This is a genomic window from Terriglobus roseus (genome assembly GCF_900102185.1).
GTDB lineage: Bacteria > Acidobacteriota > Terriglobia > Terriglobales > Acidobacteriaceae > Terriglobus > Terriglobus roseus_A.
In genome coordinates this window covers 1,784,755-1,798,981 of sequence record NZ_LT629690.1, presented here as the reverse complement: position 1 = coordinate 1,798,981, position 14,227 = coordinate 1,784,755, and the positions used below count along the sequence as shown (strand labels likewise).

The window sequence follows — 14,227 nt, the reverse complement described above, 5'->3', positions numbered from 1 at the left end:
GATGCTGGATAAACTGCGGCCACTGTTCCCTTACCTGAACCGTTATCGCGGACATCTTGTCCGTGGAGCGGTGGCCGTTCTGTTTTACAACGCATCGAAGGTCGTGATGCCGCTGCTCATTGGCCATGCGGTGGACGACGTGGTTCATCACGGAGTGCAAGGCATCGTCGCACGAAATGTGATCTTGCTGGTTGCGATTGCCTGCGTCGCCGCTGTCTGTTTGTATGCCACGCGATGGATCCTGATTGGAGCATCACGCGAGATTGAATACGATCTGCGCAACGATCTCTTCGCATCGCTGGAAAAGCAATCCATCACGTTCTTTCATGAACATCGCACGGGCGACATCATGGCGCGTGCGACCAACGATCTGAATGCTGTTCGCCAACTGCTTGGACCGGCGATCATGTACTCGGCAAACACTGTGGTCTTTACGGCTGCGGCGCTTCCCTTCATGATTCGCATCTCGCCTCGGCTTACGTTGCTGGCGTTCCTGCCGCTGCCGATTGCGTCTGTCGTGGTGCAGTTGATGGGACGCAGAATCCATCAGCGTTTTGAGCGTATTCAGGCCATGTTCTCCGAGATCAGCGCAAAGGCTCAGGAGAACTTCTCGGGTGTGCGACTGGTGCGCGCTTTCGCGCAGGAAGAGGCGGAGGTGCGTTCGTTTGAAGAAGCGAATCAGGAATACATCCGTCGATCACTTTTCCTTGTACGCATCATGGCCATGTTGTGGCCAACGCTGGAGTTTGTTCTTGGACTATCGATCGTTCTGACGCTGCTTGTCGGTGGACATCAGGTGGTTCTCGGCCGCGTTACGGCGGGTCAATTCACCAGTTACATGGTCTTCATGGTGCAGTTAACCTTCCCCATGCTGGCTCTTGGTTACGTCATCAACCTCTTCCAGCGTGGAACTGCTTCGGTTGTGCGCATCGATGAGTTGATGAAGGCTGTTCCGTCGATTCAGGATGAGAGCGGCAACGCAGTCGCAATTGATGCCGTTCCGCAGGGCGAGATTGAGTTCCGTAATCTTACGTTTGCTTATGGCAGCGGTCCGAAGATTCTTGATGGTGTGAACCTGACCATTCCAGCAGGATCATCGCTTGCGATTGTTGGTCCTACTGGCAGCGGTAAAACGACGCTTGTGAACCTGATTCCGCGCTTGCTGGATGCGCCCGCAGGTGAAGTGTTGATTGATGGCTTGCCCATCCGCGAATGGCCGCTTGCGACGCTGCGTCGTGCCATTGGTTTTGTGCCACAGGAGACGTTCCTGTTCTCTACGTCCATCCGCGACAACATCGCCTTTGGTGTGCCTGACGCAACGGATGAACAGATTGAAGAAGCAGCACGACGCGCGCACATTGCCGCGGAAATTCTTGAGTTCCCGCATGGCTTCGGCACACTTGTTGGCGAACGCGGTGTAACGCTTTCCGGTGGTCAGAAGCAGCGGACATCGATTGCCCGAGCCATCCTGCGCAATCCGCGCGTCCTCATCCTTGATGATGCGCTTGCTTCCGTGGACACATACACGGAAGAGCAGATCCTTAAAGGTCTGCGCGAGGTGATGCAGGATCGCACTACGATCCTGATTGCACATCGTGTCTCCACAGCTCGTTCCGCTGATCGCATCGCTGTGCTGGTCAACGGACGTATCGCCCAGCTTGGCACGCACGAAGAACTGCTTGCTGAAGGCGGCTATTACGCAGAGCTCTTTGAGAAGCAGCAACTCGAAGAAGAAATCGTCGCAGAATAACTCCGCTCCGATAAACGAACAGCGTGACCCAGGTCACTGAATCTTTCGCCTCTTAATCATTATCTTAAACATGGTGAGGAGATTACGCGCGTCTTCTACGCAAACATGATCGGTGAGAATCCGGAGTTGAAGTCGCAGTTCAACATGGATGATCAGCAGTCGGGTGCGCAGTCCAAGCGCCTGGCGCAGTCCATTCTTGCCTATGTTGCGAACCTGGATCGGCTGCAGAATCTTGGGCCGGCCGTGGAGAAGATCGCGCAGCGCCATGTGCAGACGCACGTCACGCCGGAGCAGTATCCGCTCGTAGGCCGGTATCTCCTGCAGGCTATGAAGATTGTGTTGGGCGACGCCATTACGCCTGAGGTGCTGGAGGCGTGGGCGGCCGCATATCAGCAGCTTGCCGATGTGATGATCGCGCGAGAGAAAGAGATTTACGCGGAGGAGCCAGCACTGGCGTAACGAATGATGCGCCGTAGACTGTGAACACGCACCATGCAACTGACTCGATTTTCCGATCTTTCGCTGCGCCTTCTGCTGTATCTGGCCAGTCGTGACAAACCACTGGAGACGGTGGTGACGGTACGCGCTGCGGCTGAGTTATTCCATGTTCCCTACACGCACATGGTGAAGGTGGCATATCAGCTCGGCCTGGCAGGGCTGGTGGAAACCGCAAAGGGACGGGGTGGTGGCCTACGGTTGGGCCGCCGCCCCGAATCCTTGCGCATTGGCGAGATCGTACGCATCACCGAGCCAAAAGGTGGACTCATCGATTGCTGGACGCAACCGTGCCCATTGCGTGAAGACTGCCTGTTAAAGAGCGCACTGGATGAAGCGTACGAAGCGTTCTTTCGCGCGCTGGATCGATACAGCCTTGCGCAGATGGCGAAGACGCCATCGCTTCAAAAGCTGGTGCAGATCACTGGTTAATTTCGCGAACGAAGCGTTTATGCGTCGCGATACTGGCGACGTTTCAGTTCCTTCACGGCCTGCTCATGGCCTTGCTGCGCAGCTTTGCGAATCCAGTAACGCGATTGCACGTAGTCGTGCTCTACGCCTTCGCCAATGGCGTACAGATGGCCTAGCTGAAACTGCGCTTCTGCATTGTCCTGGTCGGCGGCTTTGCGATACCACGACGCGGCTTGCACATAATTCTGAGGCACGCCCTGGCCAAAGTAATACAGGTCTGCCAGCTTCTGCTGCGCCTCTGCAAAGTTCTGTGCGGCTGCAAGGCGGTACCAGTACGCAGCCTGCGTGTCGCTCTGTTCCGTGCCTTCACCTTTGCGATGCATTAGGCCAAGGTTGTACTGCGCCCACGCAAGTTTGCTGTACGCCGCACGCTGGCACCAGGTGAATGCCTCCGCAAAATCGTTCGCAGCGTAATAACGAAAACTTACGTTGGCCTGCGCATACGCATGGCCTTGCTCGGCTGCTTTGCGCTCCCAGTACGAAGCCTGTTCATCGTCTTTGGCAACACCTGCGCCTTCGTCGTAGAGCGTGCTTAGGATGTACTGAGATTCGGCGTGTCCCTGATCTGCAGCCAACTTGAATGATGCAGCAGCCGCAGCAAAATCGCCTGCGTTGTACTGCTCCAGTGCCTGCTTGTAATGCGGGTTTGACGCTGCACTGGCGGCGTCGCGGCGACCACGCGCAATCATGCCGGAACGTGCCGTATGCACTGACAAGCCTGACCCTGCGGGGACATGCTGCAGGCCGGATTGCGGATTATCTTCCATGAACGTTTATCTGCCGATCAATCAAATCAAAGCGACGTTGCGCTTCTGCAATCTGTTCGCGCACGCTGACGGCAAGTTCCGTCAACAGGTCGCGATGCTCAAGCGCAGCCCTCTCCGCATCGTGAAACATCATTGCAATCTCACTGCCCTGCAGCGTGTAGCGCTCCATCTCCAAGGAAGCAATGTCGCGCTTGGCGTGTTGCATCTGTCGCGAAATACGCAGCAACTCCGCAGCAGTGGTTTCACCCGCGACAACCGCATTAATTTCAAGATGATCGTCGAGCATGCGCTGCAGCATTTCTGTATCGCCGCGTCGGTACGCCTGATTCGCACGCGCCATCAGCAGCGTGAAGTACTGCTGCTCCGCATCGTCACGTGCAAAGTCCGGGTGAATGCGCTTGGCTACTTCACGAAAGAGTGTTTTCAGGCTTGTGGGTGGATCAAACTCTTCTGCTTCGCGAGCCTCGCCGAATGCGGCGTCGTGGCTTTCCTGCGCGCGCTGCTTCGCCTCTTCTGCACGTTGCTTCGCTGCATCAGATCCATAGAGCGAAGCCTCGTGTTCCGTGATGCGTGCTTCCAATTCATCCAGCTCGGCGTATAGCACGCCCACCTGCCGCAGATAACGGCCTTCAAAAGCCTTCAGCTGCGCGCGAAACTGCGCAAGCTCCGCCTCCAACTCCGCAAGTTGCGTACGCACAGCAGCAAGCTGTTCGCGTCGTTCTGCAAGCGAAATAGCATCCGGAGAGGGTTTGAGAACAATTTCAGAGGACATGAGCAGTTCAGCTTCCAGTGTATCGAAGCGGAGGCTCAGGCAAGCCCAAGGCCGCCATCCACAGCCAGTATCTGTCCGGTGATGAACTGCGGCGCCGACGCAAAGAACAATACGGCCTTCACTACATCGGCTGGTGAACCATCACGCTGCATCGGTGTCTTCGATGCCATGCGCTCCGGCTCATCAGGAAACCGAATCATGCCTGGCGCGATCGCATTCACGCTGACTTCAGGAGCCCAGGCCTTCGCCATGGTCTGCGTCAGCATGTGCAGCGCGGCCTTGCTGGAACAGTAGTGACCATGCGTGATCCACGGACGGATACCGCCGAGCGAACCGATGTTGAGGATTCTTCCCTGGCTGCTGCGAAGATGCGGAAGCGCTGCCCGAGCCATTAGGAACGGCCCACGCGTGTTTGTTGCAAAGACTCGATCCCATTGCTCCGGCGTCAGGTCTTCCAGCTTTGCTGATTCAAACATTCCCGCGTTGTTGATGAGCAAATCGATGCCGCCTAGAAAGCCAGCGGCTTCTTCCACGGCACGGCTCACTTGTTCAGGGACCGTCACATCGCTCTGCACCGCTGCGTAGCGTCCACCCAGTGGCTTTATGGCCTGTAGCAGTTCTGTTGCTTCTTCGTCAGAGTGGCGAGTGGTGACAACAACGTCAGCTCCGGCATTCGCCAATGCCAAGGCAAAGGCGCGACCAAGCCTCCGTACACCGCCTGTAATCACGACGCGGCGCCCACGGAGGCTCTCGTGCGAAGAAGTCATGCTTAGTTGGTTTGCGGCGGAGCTGGGGTGCCATCTGCAACCGGTGCAGAGTTACCCGTCTTTGTGGGCTGCTTCGACGCGGGAGCAGCCGTTGTTCCGGGCTGGATGGTAGCATCGCCATCCGCAGGCTTGTTCTTGGGCAGCGCAGGCAGTTTGATCACCGGCTCGCTGGCCGACAACGGCTTTGACGCTGCCGTAGGTGCCGTACCAGTGCGGATTGGCTCCTGCACACCGACATTGCGCTTTAGATTGCCCTTACCTTCGTTCTCGTCGTAGGCAGATACCTGCGACGACGGCCGCTTCATACGGACGGTCAACTGCTTCGAGGCAGCATCCAGCTTGAGGTTCCCTGCATAGGTCTCAAAGCCATTTGCGATTACCTGAACCTGCACATCCGATCCCGTCGGGATGATGTCGATGAAGGCCTTGCCGTCAGGCCCGGACTTTACTTCCAGGTTGCCCTCGTCAATGCCGTCCTTGGTCGGGTGGAAGACGACGCCAGCGTTCTCAATCACCTTGCCGTTGAAGTCGCGCACTACGAGGATTTCGAGATGACTGGTCTCCGGCGGCGCCTTGTACTTACGTCCGTGGCGCTCATTTTGAGCGGAAAGCAGCGGTGCGGCAGAGAGCAGCAGGGTGGCAACGACGGGGAGCGCACGACGGGACAACATGCCCTGCATTCTATCGTTTCGAGGTACATTCTGTCGCGGTAGCCGTGGCGTGTTCTGACGCTGCCACTGTCGCAGATTCGGACGTGAGTGCCTTTCACTCACATTTCATCGATTAGCACTTGACGCGGGTGACTGCCAGTTCGTACATTAGCAATCGGAATGATGGAGTGCTAACACTGCCATCGACCACCACCCAAGGAGAACGAAACACCATGGCATCGACTTTCACACCGCTGCATGACCGCATTCTGGTGCGCCGCCTGGAAGAGGGCGAGACGCTTCGCGGCGGCATCATCATCCCCGACTCCGCTAAGGAAAAGCCCCAGCAGGGTACCGTCGTCAGCGTTGGCAAGGGCAAGAGCAACGATGAAGGCAAGGTCTTCCCGCTGGACGTTAAGGCTGGCGACACGGTTCTCTTCGGCAAGTACTCCGGCACTGAAATCAAGCTGGACGGCGAAGACTTCCTGATCATGCGTGAAGAAGAAGTCCTCGGAATCCTCAAGTAGTCATTGCATGCTGCGGATGCGCTTTGCGCCTTCGTTGACTGGAATGAATACTTCAGCTTCCCTTCTGCTCAAACGGCAGTGACAGATTTTGAATTAACTCGCGCAATGAGCGCGAATGCAAAGGAAGAAAGACAATGGCAAAGGTAATTCTGCACGGTGAAGATTCCCGTCAGGCTATTCTGCGCGGCGTGAACACGCTCGCAGACGCCGTCAAGGTCACCCTCGGTCCCAAGGGCCGCAACGTTGTTATCGAGAAGAAGTTCGGTTCCCCGACGATCACCAAGGACGGCGTCACCGTCGCCAAGGAAATCGAGATCAAGGACCCGATCGAAAACGTGGGCGCACAGCTTGTGAAGGAAGTTGCTTCCAAGACCAGCGACGTTGCTGGCGACGGCACCACCACCGCTACTGTTCTGGCTCAGGCGATCTACCGCGAAGGCGTGAAGACCGTTGCTGCTGGCGCAAACCCGACCGCTCTGAAGCGCGGTATCGATAAGGCTGTTGAGGCCATCGTGGGCAAGCGCGACGAGAACGGCATCGTCACTGGCGGCGCTCTGTCGAAGCTGTCGAAGCCGGTTTCCGGTGACATGATTGCTCAGGTGGGCACCATCTCTGCAAACTCTGATTCGCAGATCGGCACCATCATTGCCGAAGCGATGAAGAAGGTTGGCAAGGACGGCGTTATCACCGTTGAAGAAGCGAAGAGCATGGAGACCCAGCTCGACGTTGTGGAAGGTATGCAGTTTGATCGCGGCTACCTCTCGCCCTACTTTGTGACCGATGCAGAGCGTATGGAAGCTTCGTTCGACGATCCATACATCCTCATCTACGAGAAGAAGGTTTCCGCGATGAAGGACATCCTGCCCCTCCTGGAGCAGGTGGCCCGCACCGGCAAGGCCCTCATCATCATTGCTGAGGACGTTGACGGCGAAGCGCTGGCAACCCTCGTGGTCAACAAGCTGCGTGGCACGCTGAACGTTGCTGCTGTAAAGGCTCCTGGCTTCGGCGATCGCCGCAAGGCCATGCTGGGCGACATCGCGATCCTGACCGGCGGCAAGGCCATCACGGAAGACCTCGGCATCAAGCTGGAGTCCGTGAAGCTTGAGGACCTGGGCACCGCGAAGCGCGTCTCCATCGACAAGGACAACACCACCATCATCGACGGCGCCGGCAAGGAAGCCGACATCGACGGTCGCGTGCGTGAGATCCGCAGCCAGGTTGAGAAGACCACCTCCGATTACGATCGCGAGAAGCTGCAGGAACGCCTCGCCAAGCTGGTTGGCGGCGTTGCTGTCATCAAGGTCGGTGCTGCTACCGAGACCGAGATGAAGGAAAAGAAGGCACGCGTAGAAGACGCAATGCACGCAACCCGTGCAGCCGTTGAAGAAGGCATCGTCCCGGGCGGTGGTGTGGCTCTGGTTCGCTGCGCTGCTGACGTTGATGCTCTCATCAAGACCCTCGAAGGCGACGAGAAGATCGGTGCATCGATCATCCGCCGCGCTATCGAAGAGCCGCTGCGCCAGATCGTTGGCAACGCTGGTGAAGAGGGTGCAGTGGTTGTGGGCAAGATCCTGGAGTCGAAGGACAACCAGGGTTACAACGCAGCGACCGGCCAGTTCGAAGACCTGGTTGCCGCTGGCGTCATCGACCCCACCAAGGTAACCCGTACCGCTCTGCAGAACGCAGCCAGCATCTCCGGCCTGCTGCTCACCACGGAAGCTCTCATCGCAGAGATTCCGGAGAAGGCAGCACCGGCAGGCGGCGGCCACTCGCATGGCGGCGGCATGGACGGCATGTACTAAACCTCAAGCACGACCAATAGAAAAGCCCCGGAGCAATCCGGGGCTTTCTTATTGCTTACTTCATACAAAGCTTCTAGCGAAGCACAGCACCCGCTGTTGCTTCCGTCCCCTGCGCGAGGCGTTGCACGTACAGCTTGGTTCCCTTCGCTCCATCGACTTTGAGTTGTTCCAACTTGCGTGTTCCCGTCTGGAACGATAGCAGCCAGCTCTCATTCAGGTTCTTTTCAAACTGCTTGAGGTACGGGCTGATGCTCGGCGGATTCAGGCTTCCCTGATTGAAGGTGTTTGCACCGGTGCTATCGGCCAGATCGCCCAGGTAGCTTTGTCCACTGAAGCTGGCGAAGCCGGGATGATTGTCAAAGCGACCGTAGTAGATGGAATACACCGGCACGCCTGCGCGCTGCGCATCCACAATTGCCGCCTGCACGTATGGGCTATATTGGTTGTTCGGAGTGGGAGCACCGTTGTACAGATCAATACCGTTCGTGATCATTAACACCGCACGCGGTCCTGTCTTATCTCCCGGCCAATTCTTGATCAGATCCTGCAGGCAGAAATATGGGCTGGCACTGATGCCCGCACCACCCATGGATAAACGCAACTGCTTCTCGACCACTTCAGGGTCAGAGGTAAAACCTCCGTTGCCAAATACAGCGCGGCCATTCTGCATATAAGCAACGCCCACGGCGACATGCTCCGCCGCAAGATCGGCCGCAAACTGGCGGATCTCACCTATCTGGTTGCCAAAGCTTCCGCGCAGACCGTCGTCGATCAGGATGGCTACCTGCACAGGTTTTGCGCTGTGGTTGGAGATCAATGGTTCCAGCCGCTGCACGGGTATCTTCTTGCCGGCGAACTGAACGCGGAGATCGGCCGGTTGCAGAATCGAGGGCTGCCCTTTTGTTTCGGCGCGCAACACCACGCGAACGTTGTACGGACCCTCCTGTGCATGAGAAGGTAGCGCAGCAAAAACCAGCGCCAAAGCAGTACTTGCAAAACGAAGACGTGCCAACATGAAATTCCTCCGGCCCAAATCATAAAGGCCCACGCTGATGAGACGCTCAGCGTGGGCCTTTTGCTTCAGTAATGGCGCATGTTCAACACATAACGCGATTGATTACTCGTGCGGGATACGCACCTTCAAACCGACACGGAAGGTAAACGGCAACGATGGATAACCAATCGGACCCATGTGCTGGTTGTTCAGCAGGTTGTCTAACTGCGAAAACAACGCAACGGACGGACGCACCTGATACGTGAAGTTCGCATCCAGCTTGGTAAATCCGGGATCGAGATTACGGTTGGGCAGCAGCATGGAGTTATCGAACGACGAGTTGGAATAAGCGTCGATAAACGTGGAATCATCTGCTCGTGAAGCGACAGCGGCCTTCACTGCTGCAGACCACTTCGTCGTGGTGTATTGGGCCATGAAGAATCCCGTCTGCGGCGGACGACGGAAGGGACGCTGCCCCACCAGCGGCGAATACTGCCCGATGGGAATACCTGGATAGTTCGGGTTGATCGTCGTTGAACCACCTAACGCCGCCAGTGCATCGCTGGAGAACGATTGCTTCACCAGTGAATCCTGGTACGTATATCCGGCACGCAGGAACAGGTGATGCAGCACCTGGTATTCGAGCGATGCCTCCACGCCTGTAGACCGCGTATCAAGGGAATTCAGATAGAAGCTTCCCAACGCCACGGGTAGGTTCTGATGGAAATAAGCGTTGTAGAGCGTTACAGGAACGCCCTCAGTCCCCCGTCCATAGGTCGAGTGGAAGTAAGTCAAATGCAGAATGGCACTGTCAGAGTAGATATTCTGATCGAGTCCACCTTCATAGACGCGGCTGCGCTGCGCACCAATCGGACTTACATGGAAGTTCGCAATATCTGCGGTATCTCCAATTCCAATCAGCTTCTGGAACAGCGAAGAAAGCTGCGCACTCAAGCTTGGTTCCTGCACACCTTTCGCAAACTGGACGCGTAGATGTGTTCCATGGAACCATCCGCGTGCCGGGCGAAACAGGTAGTACGAAAGCCCAATCTGCGGCTGTCCTTCCGTTCCATACAGTGAGTTGCGTTGGATCGCTCCGCCCACGGTATAGAAGATCCGATGCCACGCTTCACCATTGAACGCGAGGGTGTAATCGTAATTGCTGCGCCCCACCTGGTCGTTTTCGCCATACAACGGATAGCGATATGCTCCACGCTCATCCTGGAAGCGGAAACCTCCCACCAAAGATAGGTGACGATTGAAGCTGTAGCTGGTGTGATAGTCAAGACCGTCGCGGTTGTTCACCATCTCGTAGTAAGTGGGAAACGGATCGTATCCAACGATGACCTGGCCAGTAGCCTTTGTTCCGTTGGCGCCACGGATCGTTACGGTGTTGCCAAAGTATTCGCCATAGCCATCCGGCGTTCCCACAGCGGCGAAGTAACGAGACTGCTCACGCTTGCGCGCGCCAATGTAGCGGAAGGTGTTGTGCCAACCATTGCCGCGTGTGTCGTCCAACACGCCACTCATGTAGGTGTCCTGATCGCCCTGTTTGCCGTTCTGCGCAAGCCCCTGGAAGTCCCATGCACCGGGAATTCCAGTAGCGCTGACAGCATTGCGAACGGTTCCGCGAATGCTTGTTTTTGCGGTAAAGCTGTAGCCCAGGTTCGCCGCGGAAGTTGCCACGTGATAACGGTCATTCGGCAGCGCATTGGAACTATCAAAGCGCGAGAAAGCACCGAAGTAATCGGCCTTGCCATAAGTACCGGACAGCGTGCCTTCATTGCGCCACGTGTGCAGATTGCCTGCATCACCGGAGTACGTCAGCACGGGCTTCAGCGTGGTTCCATGCGGCGTTTCAAAACGCACCACACCAGCACGCGCGTCCGTTCCATACAGGATGCTGTCGGGGCCACGATGCGTCTCGATTGAAGCGACTGCGGTCGAAGATACGGTGCCGTAATCGAATACTCCACCCACATCGTTTGCTGGCACGTCGTCAATCAGGATCTTGTTTGCGTCAGAGTTTGCACCACGTACAAACATCGATGTCACACCGCCGTACTGGCCGGTCTGCACCATCGCAACACCGGGTTGCAGGCGAAGTTCACTCACAACATCGGCACGAGTACTCAGAGCCTGCTGATCGATCAATGACACGCTTGCGCTGGTCTGCTGTACAGGAGTGGGTTCGCCTGTCGCTGTGACGGTGATGTCCTGTTTGATGGGGCTGATCGTGAGTTGCAGAGTCTTCTGCACCACATCTAGCGGGCGTCCGTAAAATGAATCACTCACCTGCGGAGAAAACGTGGGCGCATCCGCAATCAGCAGAAAACGACCATCTTCCGTTGAACGAATTTCAAAGGAACCATCTGGCAATGTGACCGTGGAGGCCACGACCTGCGTTCCCTTGACCAGGCGGACATGCGCGGTGGAGACAGGACGCCCCAGCGGATCGCGGACCATGCCGCGGACTACAACTGCGTGGGCAACCGATGCGGTGAGAGCGCACACGGCAACTGCACATAACTGCGCTGCTGCGCGTCGCTTTTGAGCGATGCGATACATATCAGAATTCTCCTCTGCTTCCCCCGCGGGAGCATGGCTTACAACCAGCAGCGGAATCGGTCTCCTGACTTACGCGCATCGCACAAAGTCTTCGTATCCTGCACATGCTGTCTTCCCACTTACGCAGTGATAGCTGTGTCACGAAAAGAATGTGTCTTCGAAACATGGTCGAAGATGCGCGCTTACAGTTGCGGGGCAGTGGCGGATTCTCACCGCGCTTCCCAATGCATTCCGCTGCGCTTGTGTTGAACAAAGCAATCCTCTTCAGAATTGCACTCAAAACGTGTATTGCCAGTGTACAGCGTAAATGCCTTGTTTTATGCGGTTTCTAAAAGCATCTCCGCAGCAACATCAACAGCAATCTCACCGGCACACGCGCATTGTTCTTGGCTTACATCATGATGGGTAACAAAACGAACCGTATTTGCATTGATAGCGCTGGCCAACACGCCACGCTCCTTCAGCGAAGCCACATAGGCGGGCGCATCAAATTCCGTGCGGAAGATAACGATGTTTGTCTCCACTTCCGCAGGATCAACGGAGATACCGTCCACATCCGCAATCTTCTGCGCCAGCAGCTTCGCATTGGCATGATCGTCATCCAGCCGCTTCGACATCACATCCAGTGCAATTAATCCAGCCGCTGCCAGCACGCCTGCCTGACGCATACCGCCGCCCAGCGCCTTGCGAATACGCCGTGCTTTGTCGATGTTCTTGCGGGAACTGACAAGCAGTGATCCAACGGGCGCGCATAGTCCCTTCGACAGGCAGAAGTTCACGGAGTCATAGCCTGCAGTCAGTGTGGCGACATCCGTTTTCAACGCGGTGGAGGCATTGAAAACGCGCGCACCATCCAGATGAATTGGCAATCCGCGACCATGCGCACCATCGCGAAGCTCGCGCATCACTGCCAGCGGCGTAACTGATCCGCCAGCCATGTTGTGTGTGTTCTCCACCCAAATCAGCCCAGTCTGAGCCTTGTAATACAAACCCGTTGTGGCAAGCGCAGGCTCAATGTCTTTCCAGCGAAGAATGCCGCGCTCCCCTTGCACCGTGCGAAGCTGGCATCCGCTAAACATCGCGGCCATGCCCATCTCCCAATCCAGCACATGCGCACGCGATTCGCAGACAACTTCCCTACCCGGTTCTGTATGCAGGCGCAATGCAATCTGGTTCCCCATGGATCCTGTGGGAACAAAGATCGCCGCCTCCATGCCGAAGACCTCCGCAGCGCGCTCTTCCAGGCGATTCACCGTCGGGTCTTCGCTGTACACGTCATCGCCCACCTCGGCGGTGGACATGGCCTCACGCATCTCCGGCGTGGGCTTGGTTACGGTGTCGCTGCGCAGATCAATCACTTCCATCGTCACTTCTCCTAATCCTTTGGGAGCACTCATGCCACCGCTGGCTCATCGGCCAGCAATTCACCAAAGATGCTCGATGACACGATACGTCCGTGCTGCGTCAGCATGGCGCGACCATCTTCCAACCGCATCAACCCATCGCGTTGCAAGCTCTGCACTCGCTCAGCAAATGCATTCACCCACGATGCAGGAAACGCCTGTTGCAACTCCGCAATCGAAACGCCATCAATCAACCGCAGTCCCAGGAAGATACTCTCTTCCCACTCGCCCAGCATGTTGATGTGTTCCACTTCGACGGCTTCGCTGCCTGCGATGTAAGGATCAAGTTCATCGCCATTCGCAAAGCGCGACGCGCGGCTATCGTTTTGCGCGCGCAGCATGGAATGCGCATCCAGCCCAAAACCAAAATACGCATCGCGCTTCCAGTACTTCAGGTTGTGCCGCGACGCATAGCCCGCACGCGCGAAGTTCGAAATCTCATACTGTGCAAGCCCTGCAGTATCGAACTTCTCGCACGCTTGGGTATACAGATCGGCTACAAGTGAATCCGTCGGCGCGGCGTGCGCCCCATAACGAACACCAGGGCCAATCAGTTCACGCCCTAATCGCGAATCTTCGTCCACTTCAAGCATGTACACCGACACATGTTCCACGCCCGCATCCATCGCAGTCTGCAGGGAATGTGACCACGACGCAGCCGTCTGATGCGGCAATCCCGCAATCAAATCGACGTTCAGGTTGCTAATCCCGGCAGCACGCAGACGATTCAACTCCGCGAGACAAGCATCGCCCGTGTGCACTCGGCCCACGGCACGCGATTCGGCATCGACAAAACTCTGCACGCCAAGTGAAATGCGGTTCACGCCGCTGCGGAGCAACACGTCGAGTAAATCATCCGAAATCTGCCCCGGAGCCGCTTCCACTGTGATTTCCGCATCCTGCTCCAAGGGGTAAGTCGCACGCAGCACCGCAAAAACACGCGCCATCTGTTCTGGTTCCAGCAATGACGGCGTTCCGCCTCCCAGAAACACGGAATCGACCCGTTGCGGCACGATTAATTGATGTTGCGCGGCAAACTCACGCGACGCTTCAACTTCCGCTACTAGCCTGTCGACATACGCCGTCATCCGCGCCGGGGGAAACGCATCGGACGCGAAGTTGCAGAAAGTACACTTCTGCCGACAGAACGGCACAGACATATACAGGCCGAGCGTGGCGTCGTGGGGGTGCATTGTTTCTATTTTCCCATGTATGCGCTGTAAAAATCGTGAGCCGAAGCATGCCACAAAGACATCTACAA

Annotated in this window: 13 protein-coding genes and 1 riboswitch; of the genes, 5 read left to right on the top strand and 8 right to left on the bottom strand. The window is 56.7% G+C overall.

Features of this window, described 5'->3' with window-relative positions; all coding sequences use genetic code 11:
• Position 1: 1 nt before the first annotated feature.
• The 3 genes from BLT38_RS07670 to BLT38_RS07660 all read left to right on the top strand — a co-directional run bounded on the left by BLT38_RS07670 (position 2) and on the right by BLT38_RS07660 (position 2,677).
• Entirely contained in the window at positions 2-1,750 is a 1,749-nt protein-coding gene (locus BLT38_RS07670) for an ABC transporter ATP-binding protein (protein ID WP_083344641.1), read from the top strand.
• A 105-nt stretch (positions 1,751-1,855) separates the two neighbouring features.
• Positions 1,856-2,209 (top strand): globin domain-containing protein, encoded by a 354-nt coding sequence (locus BLT38_RS07665; RefSeq protein WP_083344640.1) that lies wholly within the window; start codon positions 1,856-1,858, stop codon positions 2,207-2,209.
• 33 nt (positions 2,210-2,242) lie between these two features.
• Entirely contained in the window at positions 2,243-2,677 is a 435-nt protein-coding gene (locus tag BLT38_RS07660; protein WP_083344639.1) for an Rrf2 family transcriptional regulator, read from the top strand.
• 17 nt (positions 2,678-2,694) lie between these two features.
• On the opposite strand, the gene BLT38_RS07655 is transcribed toward BLT38_RS07660, so the two are convergent.
• The 4 genes from BLT38_RS07655 to BLT38_RS07640 are packed head-to-tail and all read right to left on the bottom strand — an operon-like array spanning position 2,695 to position 5,693.
• Positions 2,695-3,483: a tetratricopeptide repeat protein gene (locus BLT38_RS07655; RefSeq protein WP_083344638.1), complete on the bottom strand. Its 789-nt coding sequence runs from the start codon at positions 3,481-3,483 to the stop codon at positions 2,695-2,697.
• Positions 3,473-4,255, bottom strand: coding sequence for a hypothetical protein (locus BLT38_RS07650; RefSeq protein ID WP_083344637.1), 783 nt, complete (start codon positions 4,253-4,255; stop codon positions 3,473-3,475). The genes BLT38_RS07655 and BLT38_RS07650 overlap by 11 nt, the downstream gene beginning before the upstream one ends.
• 35 nt (positions 4,256-4,290) lie before the next feature.
• Positions 4,291-5,022 carry an SDR family NAD(P)-dependent oxidoreductase gene (locus tag BLT38_RS07645; protein WP_083344636.1) on the bottom strand — a complete coding sequence of 244 codons (732 nt, stop codon included), beginning with the start codon at positions 5,020-5,022 and terminating at the stop codon, positions 4,291-4,293.
• A gap of 2 nt (positions 5,023-5,024) precedes the next feature.
• Positions 5,025-5,693 carry a hypothetical protein gene (locus tag BLT38_RS07640; protein WP_083346980.1) on the bottom strand — a complete coding sequence of 223 codons (669 nt, stop codon included), beginning with the start codon at positions 5,691-5,693 and terminating at the stop codon, positions 5,025-5,027.
• Positions 5,694-5,905: 212 nt separating this feature from the next.
• On the opposite strand from BLT38_RS07640, the gene BLT38_RS07635 reads away from it, so the two are divergent.
• Positions 5,906-6,199, top strand: coding sequence for a co-chaperone GroES (locus tag BLT38_RS07635; protein ID WP_083344635.1), 294 nt, complete (start codon positions 5,906-5,908; stop codon positions 6,197-6,199).
• Between the two features lie 134 nt (positions 6,200-6,333).
• Positions 6,334-8,001 (top strand): chaperonin GroEL, encoded by a 1,668-nt coding sequence (gene groL, locus BLT38_RS07630; protein WP_083344634.1) that lies wholly within the window; start codon positions 6,334-6,336, stop codon positions 7,999-8,001.
• Between the two features lie 73 nt (positions 8,002-8,074).
• Here groL and BLT38_RS07625 read toward each other — a convergent pair whose 3' ends face one another.
• The 4 genes from BLT38_RS07625 to hemW form a co-directional block, all read right to left on the bottom strand.
• Positions 8,075-9,016 (bottom strand): hypothetical protein, encoded by a 942-nt coding sequence (locus BLT38_RS07625; protein ID WP_083344633.1) that lies wholly within the window; start codon positions 9,014-9,016, stop codon positions 8,075-8,077.
• 102 nt (positions 9,017-9,118) lie between these two features.
• Positions 9,119-11,563 (bottom strand): TonB-dependent receptor, encoded by a 2,445-nt coding sequence (locus tag BLT38_RS07620; RefSeq protein WP_083344632.1) that lies wholly within the window; start codon positions 11,561-11,563, stop codon positions 9,119-9,121.
• Positions 11,564-11,597: 34 nt separating this feature from the next.
• Positions 11,598-11,842: riboswitch (cobalamin riboswitch) on the bottom strand.
• A 38-nt stretch (positions 11,843-11,880) separates the two neighbouring features.
• A complete protein-coding gene (locus BLT38_RS07615; RefSeq protein ID WP_083344631.1) occupies positions 11,881-12,960 on the bottom strand; it encodes a threonine aldolase family protein in 1,080 nt (359 codons plus the stop codon).
• Positions 12,957-14,159 (bottom strand): radical SAM family heme chaperone HemW, encoded by a 1,203-nt coding sequence (gene hemW / locus BLT38_RS07610; protein WP_083344630.1) that lies wholly within the window; start codon positions 14,157-14,159, stop codon positions 12,957-12,959. Before hemW ends, BLT38_RS07615 begins: the two co-directional genes overlap by 4 nt.
• Between the last annotated feature and the right edge of the window lie 68 nt (positions 14,160-14,227).

Bases quoted from the DNA above. Each gene is read 5' to 3' on its own strand.
- BLT38_RS07670 (WP_083344641.1), top strand. From the start codon at position 2: ATGCTGGATAAACTGCGGCCACTGTTCCCTTACCTGAACCGTTATCGC.
- BLT38_RS07665 (WP_083344640.1), top strand. From the start codon at position 1,856: ATGATCGGTGAGAATCCGGAGTTGAAGTCGCAGTTCAACATGGATGAT.
- BLT38_RS07660 (WP_083344639.1), top strand. From the start codon at position 2,243: ATGCAACTGACTCGATTTTCCGATCTTTCGCTGCGCCTTCTGCTGTAT.
- BLT38_RS07655 (WP_083344638.1), bottom strand. From the start codon at position 3,483: ATGGAAGATAATCCGCAATCCGGCCTGCAGCATGTCCCCGCAGGGTCA.
- BLT38_RS07650 (WP_083344637.1), bottom strand. From the start codon at position 4,255: ATGTCCTCTGAAATTGTTCTCAAACCCTCTCCGGATGCTATTTCGCTT.
- BLT38_RS07645 (WP_083344636.1), bottom strand. From the start codon at position 5,022: ATGACTTCTTCGCACGAGAGCCTCCGTGGGCGCCGCGTCGTGATTACA.
- BLT38_RS07640 (WP_083346980.1), bottom strand. From the start codon at position 5,693: ATGTTGTCCCGTCGTGCGCTCCCCGTCGTTGCCACCCTGCTGCTCTCT.
- BLT38_RS07635 (WP_083344635.1), top strand. From the start codon at position 5,906: ATGGCATCGACTTTCACACCGCTGCATGACCGCATTCTGGTGCGCCGC.
- groL (WP_083344634.1), top strand. From the start codon at position 6,334: ATGGCAAAGGTAATTCTGCACGGTGAAGATTCCCGTCAGGCTATTCTG.
- BLT38_RS07625 (WP_083344633.1), bottom strand. From the start codon at position 9,016: ATGTTGGCACGTCTTCGTTTTGCAAGTACTGCTTTGGCGCTGGTTTTT.
- BLT38_RS07620 (WP_083344632.1), bottom strand. From the start codon at position 11,563: ATGTATCGCATCGCTCAAAAGCGACGCGCAGCAGCGCAGTTATGTGCA.
- BLT38_RS07615 (WP_083344631.1), bottom strand. From the start codon at position 12,960: ATGAGTGCTCCCAAAGGATTAGGAGAAGTGACGATGGAAGTGATTGAT.
- hemW (WP_083344630.1), bottom strand. From the start codon at position 14,159: ATGCACCCCCACGACGCCACGCTCGGCCTGTATATGTCTGTGCCGTTC.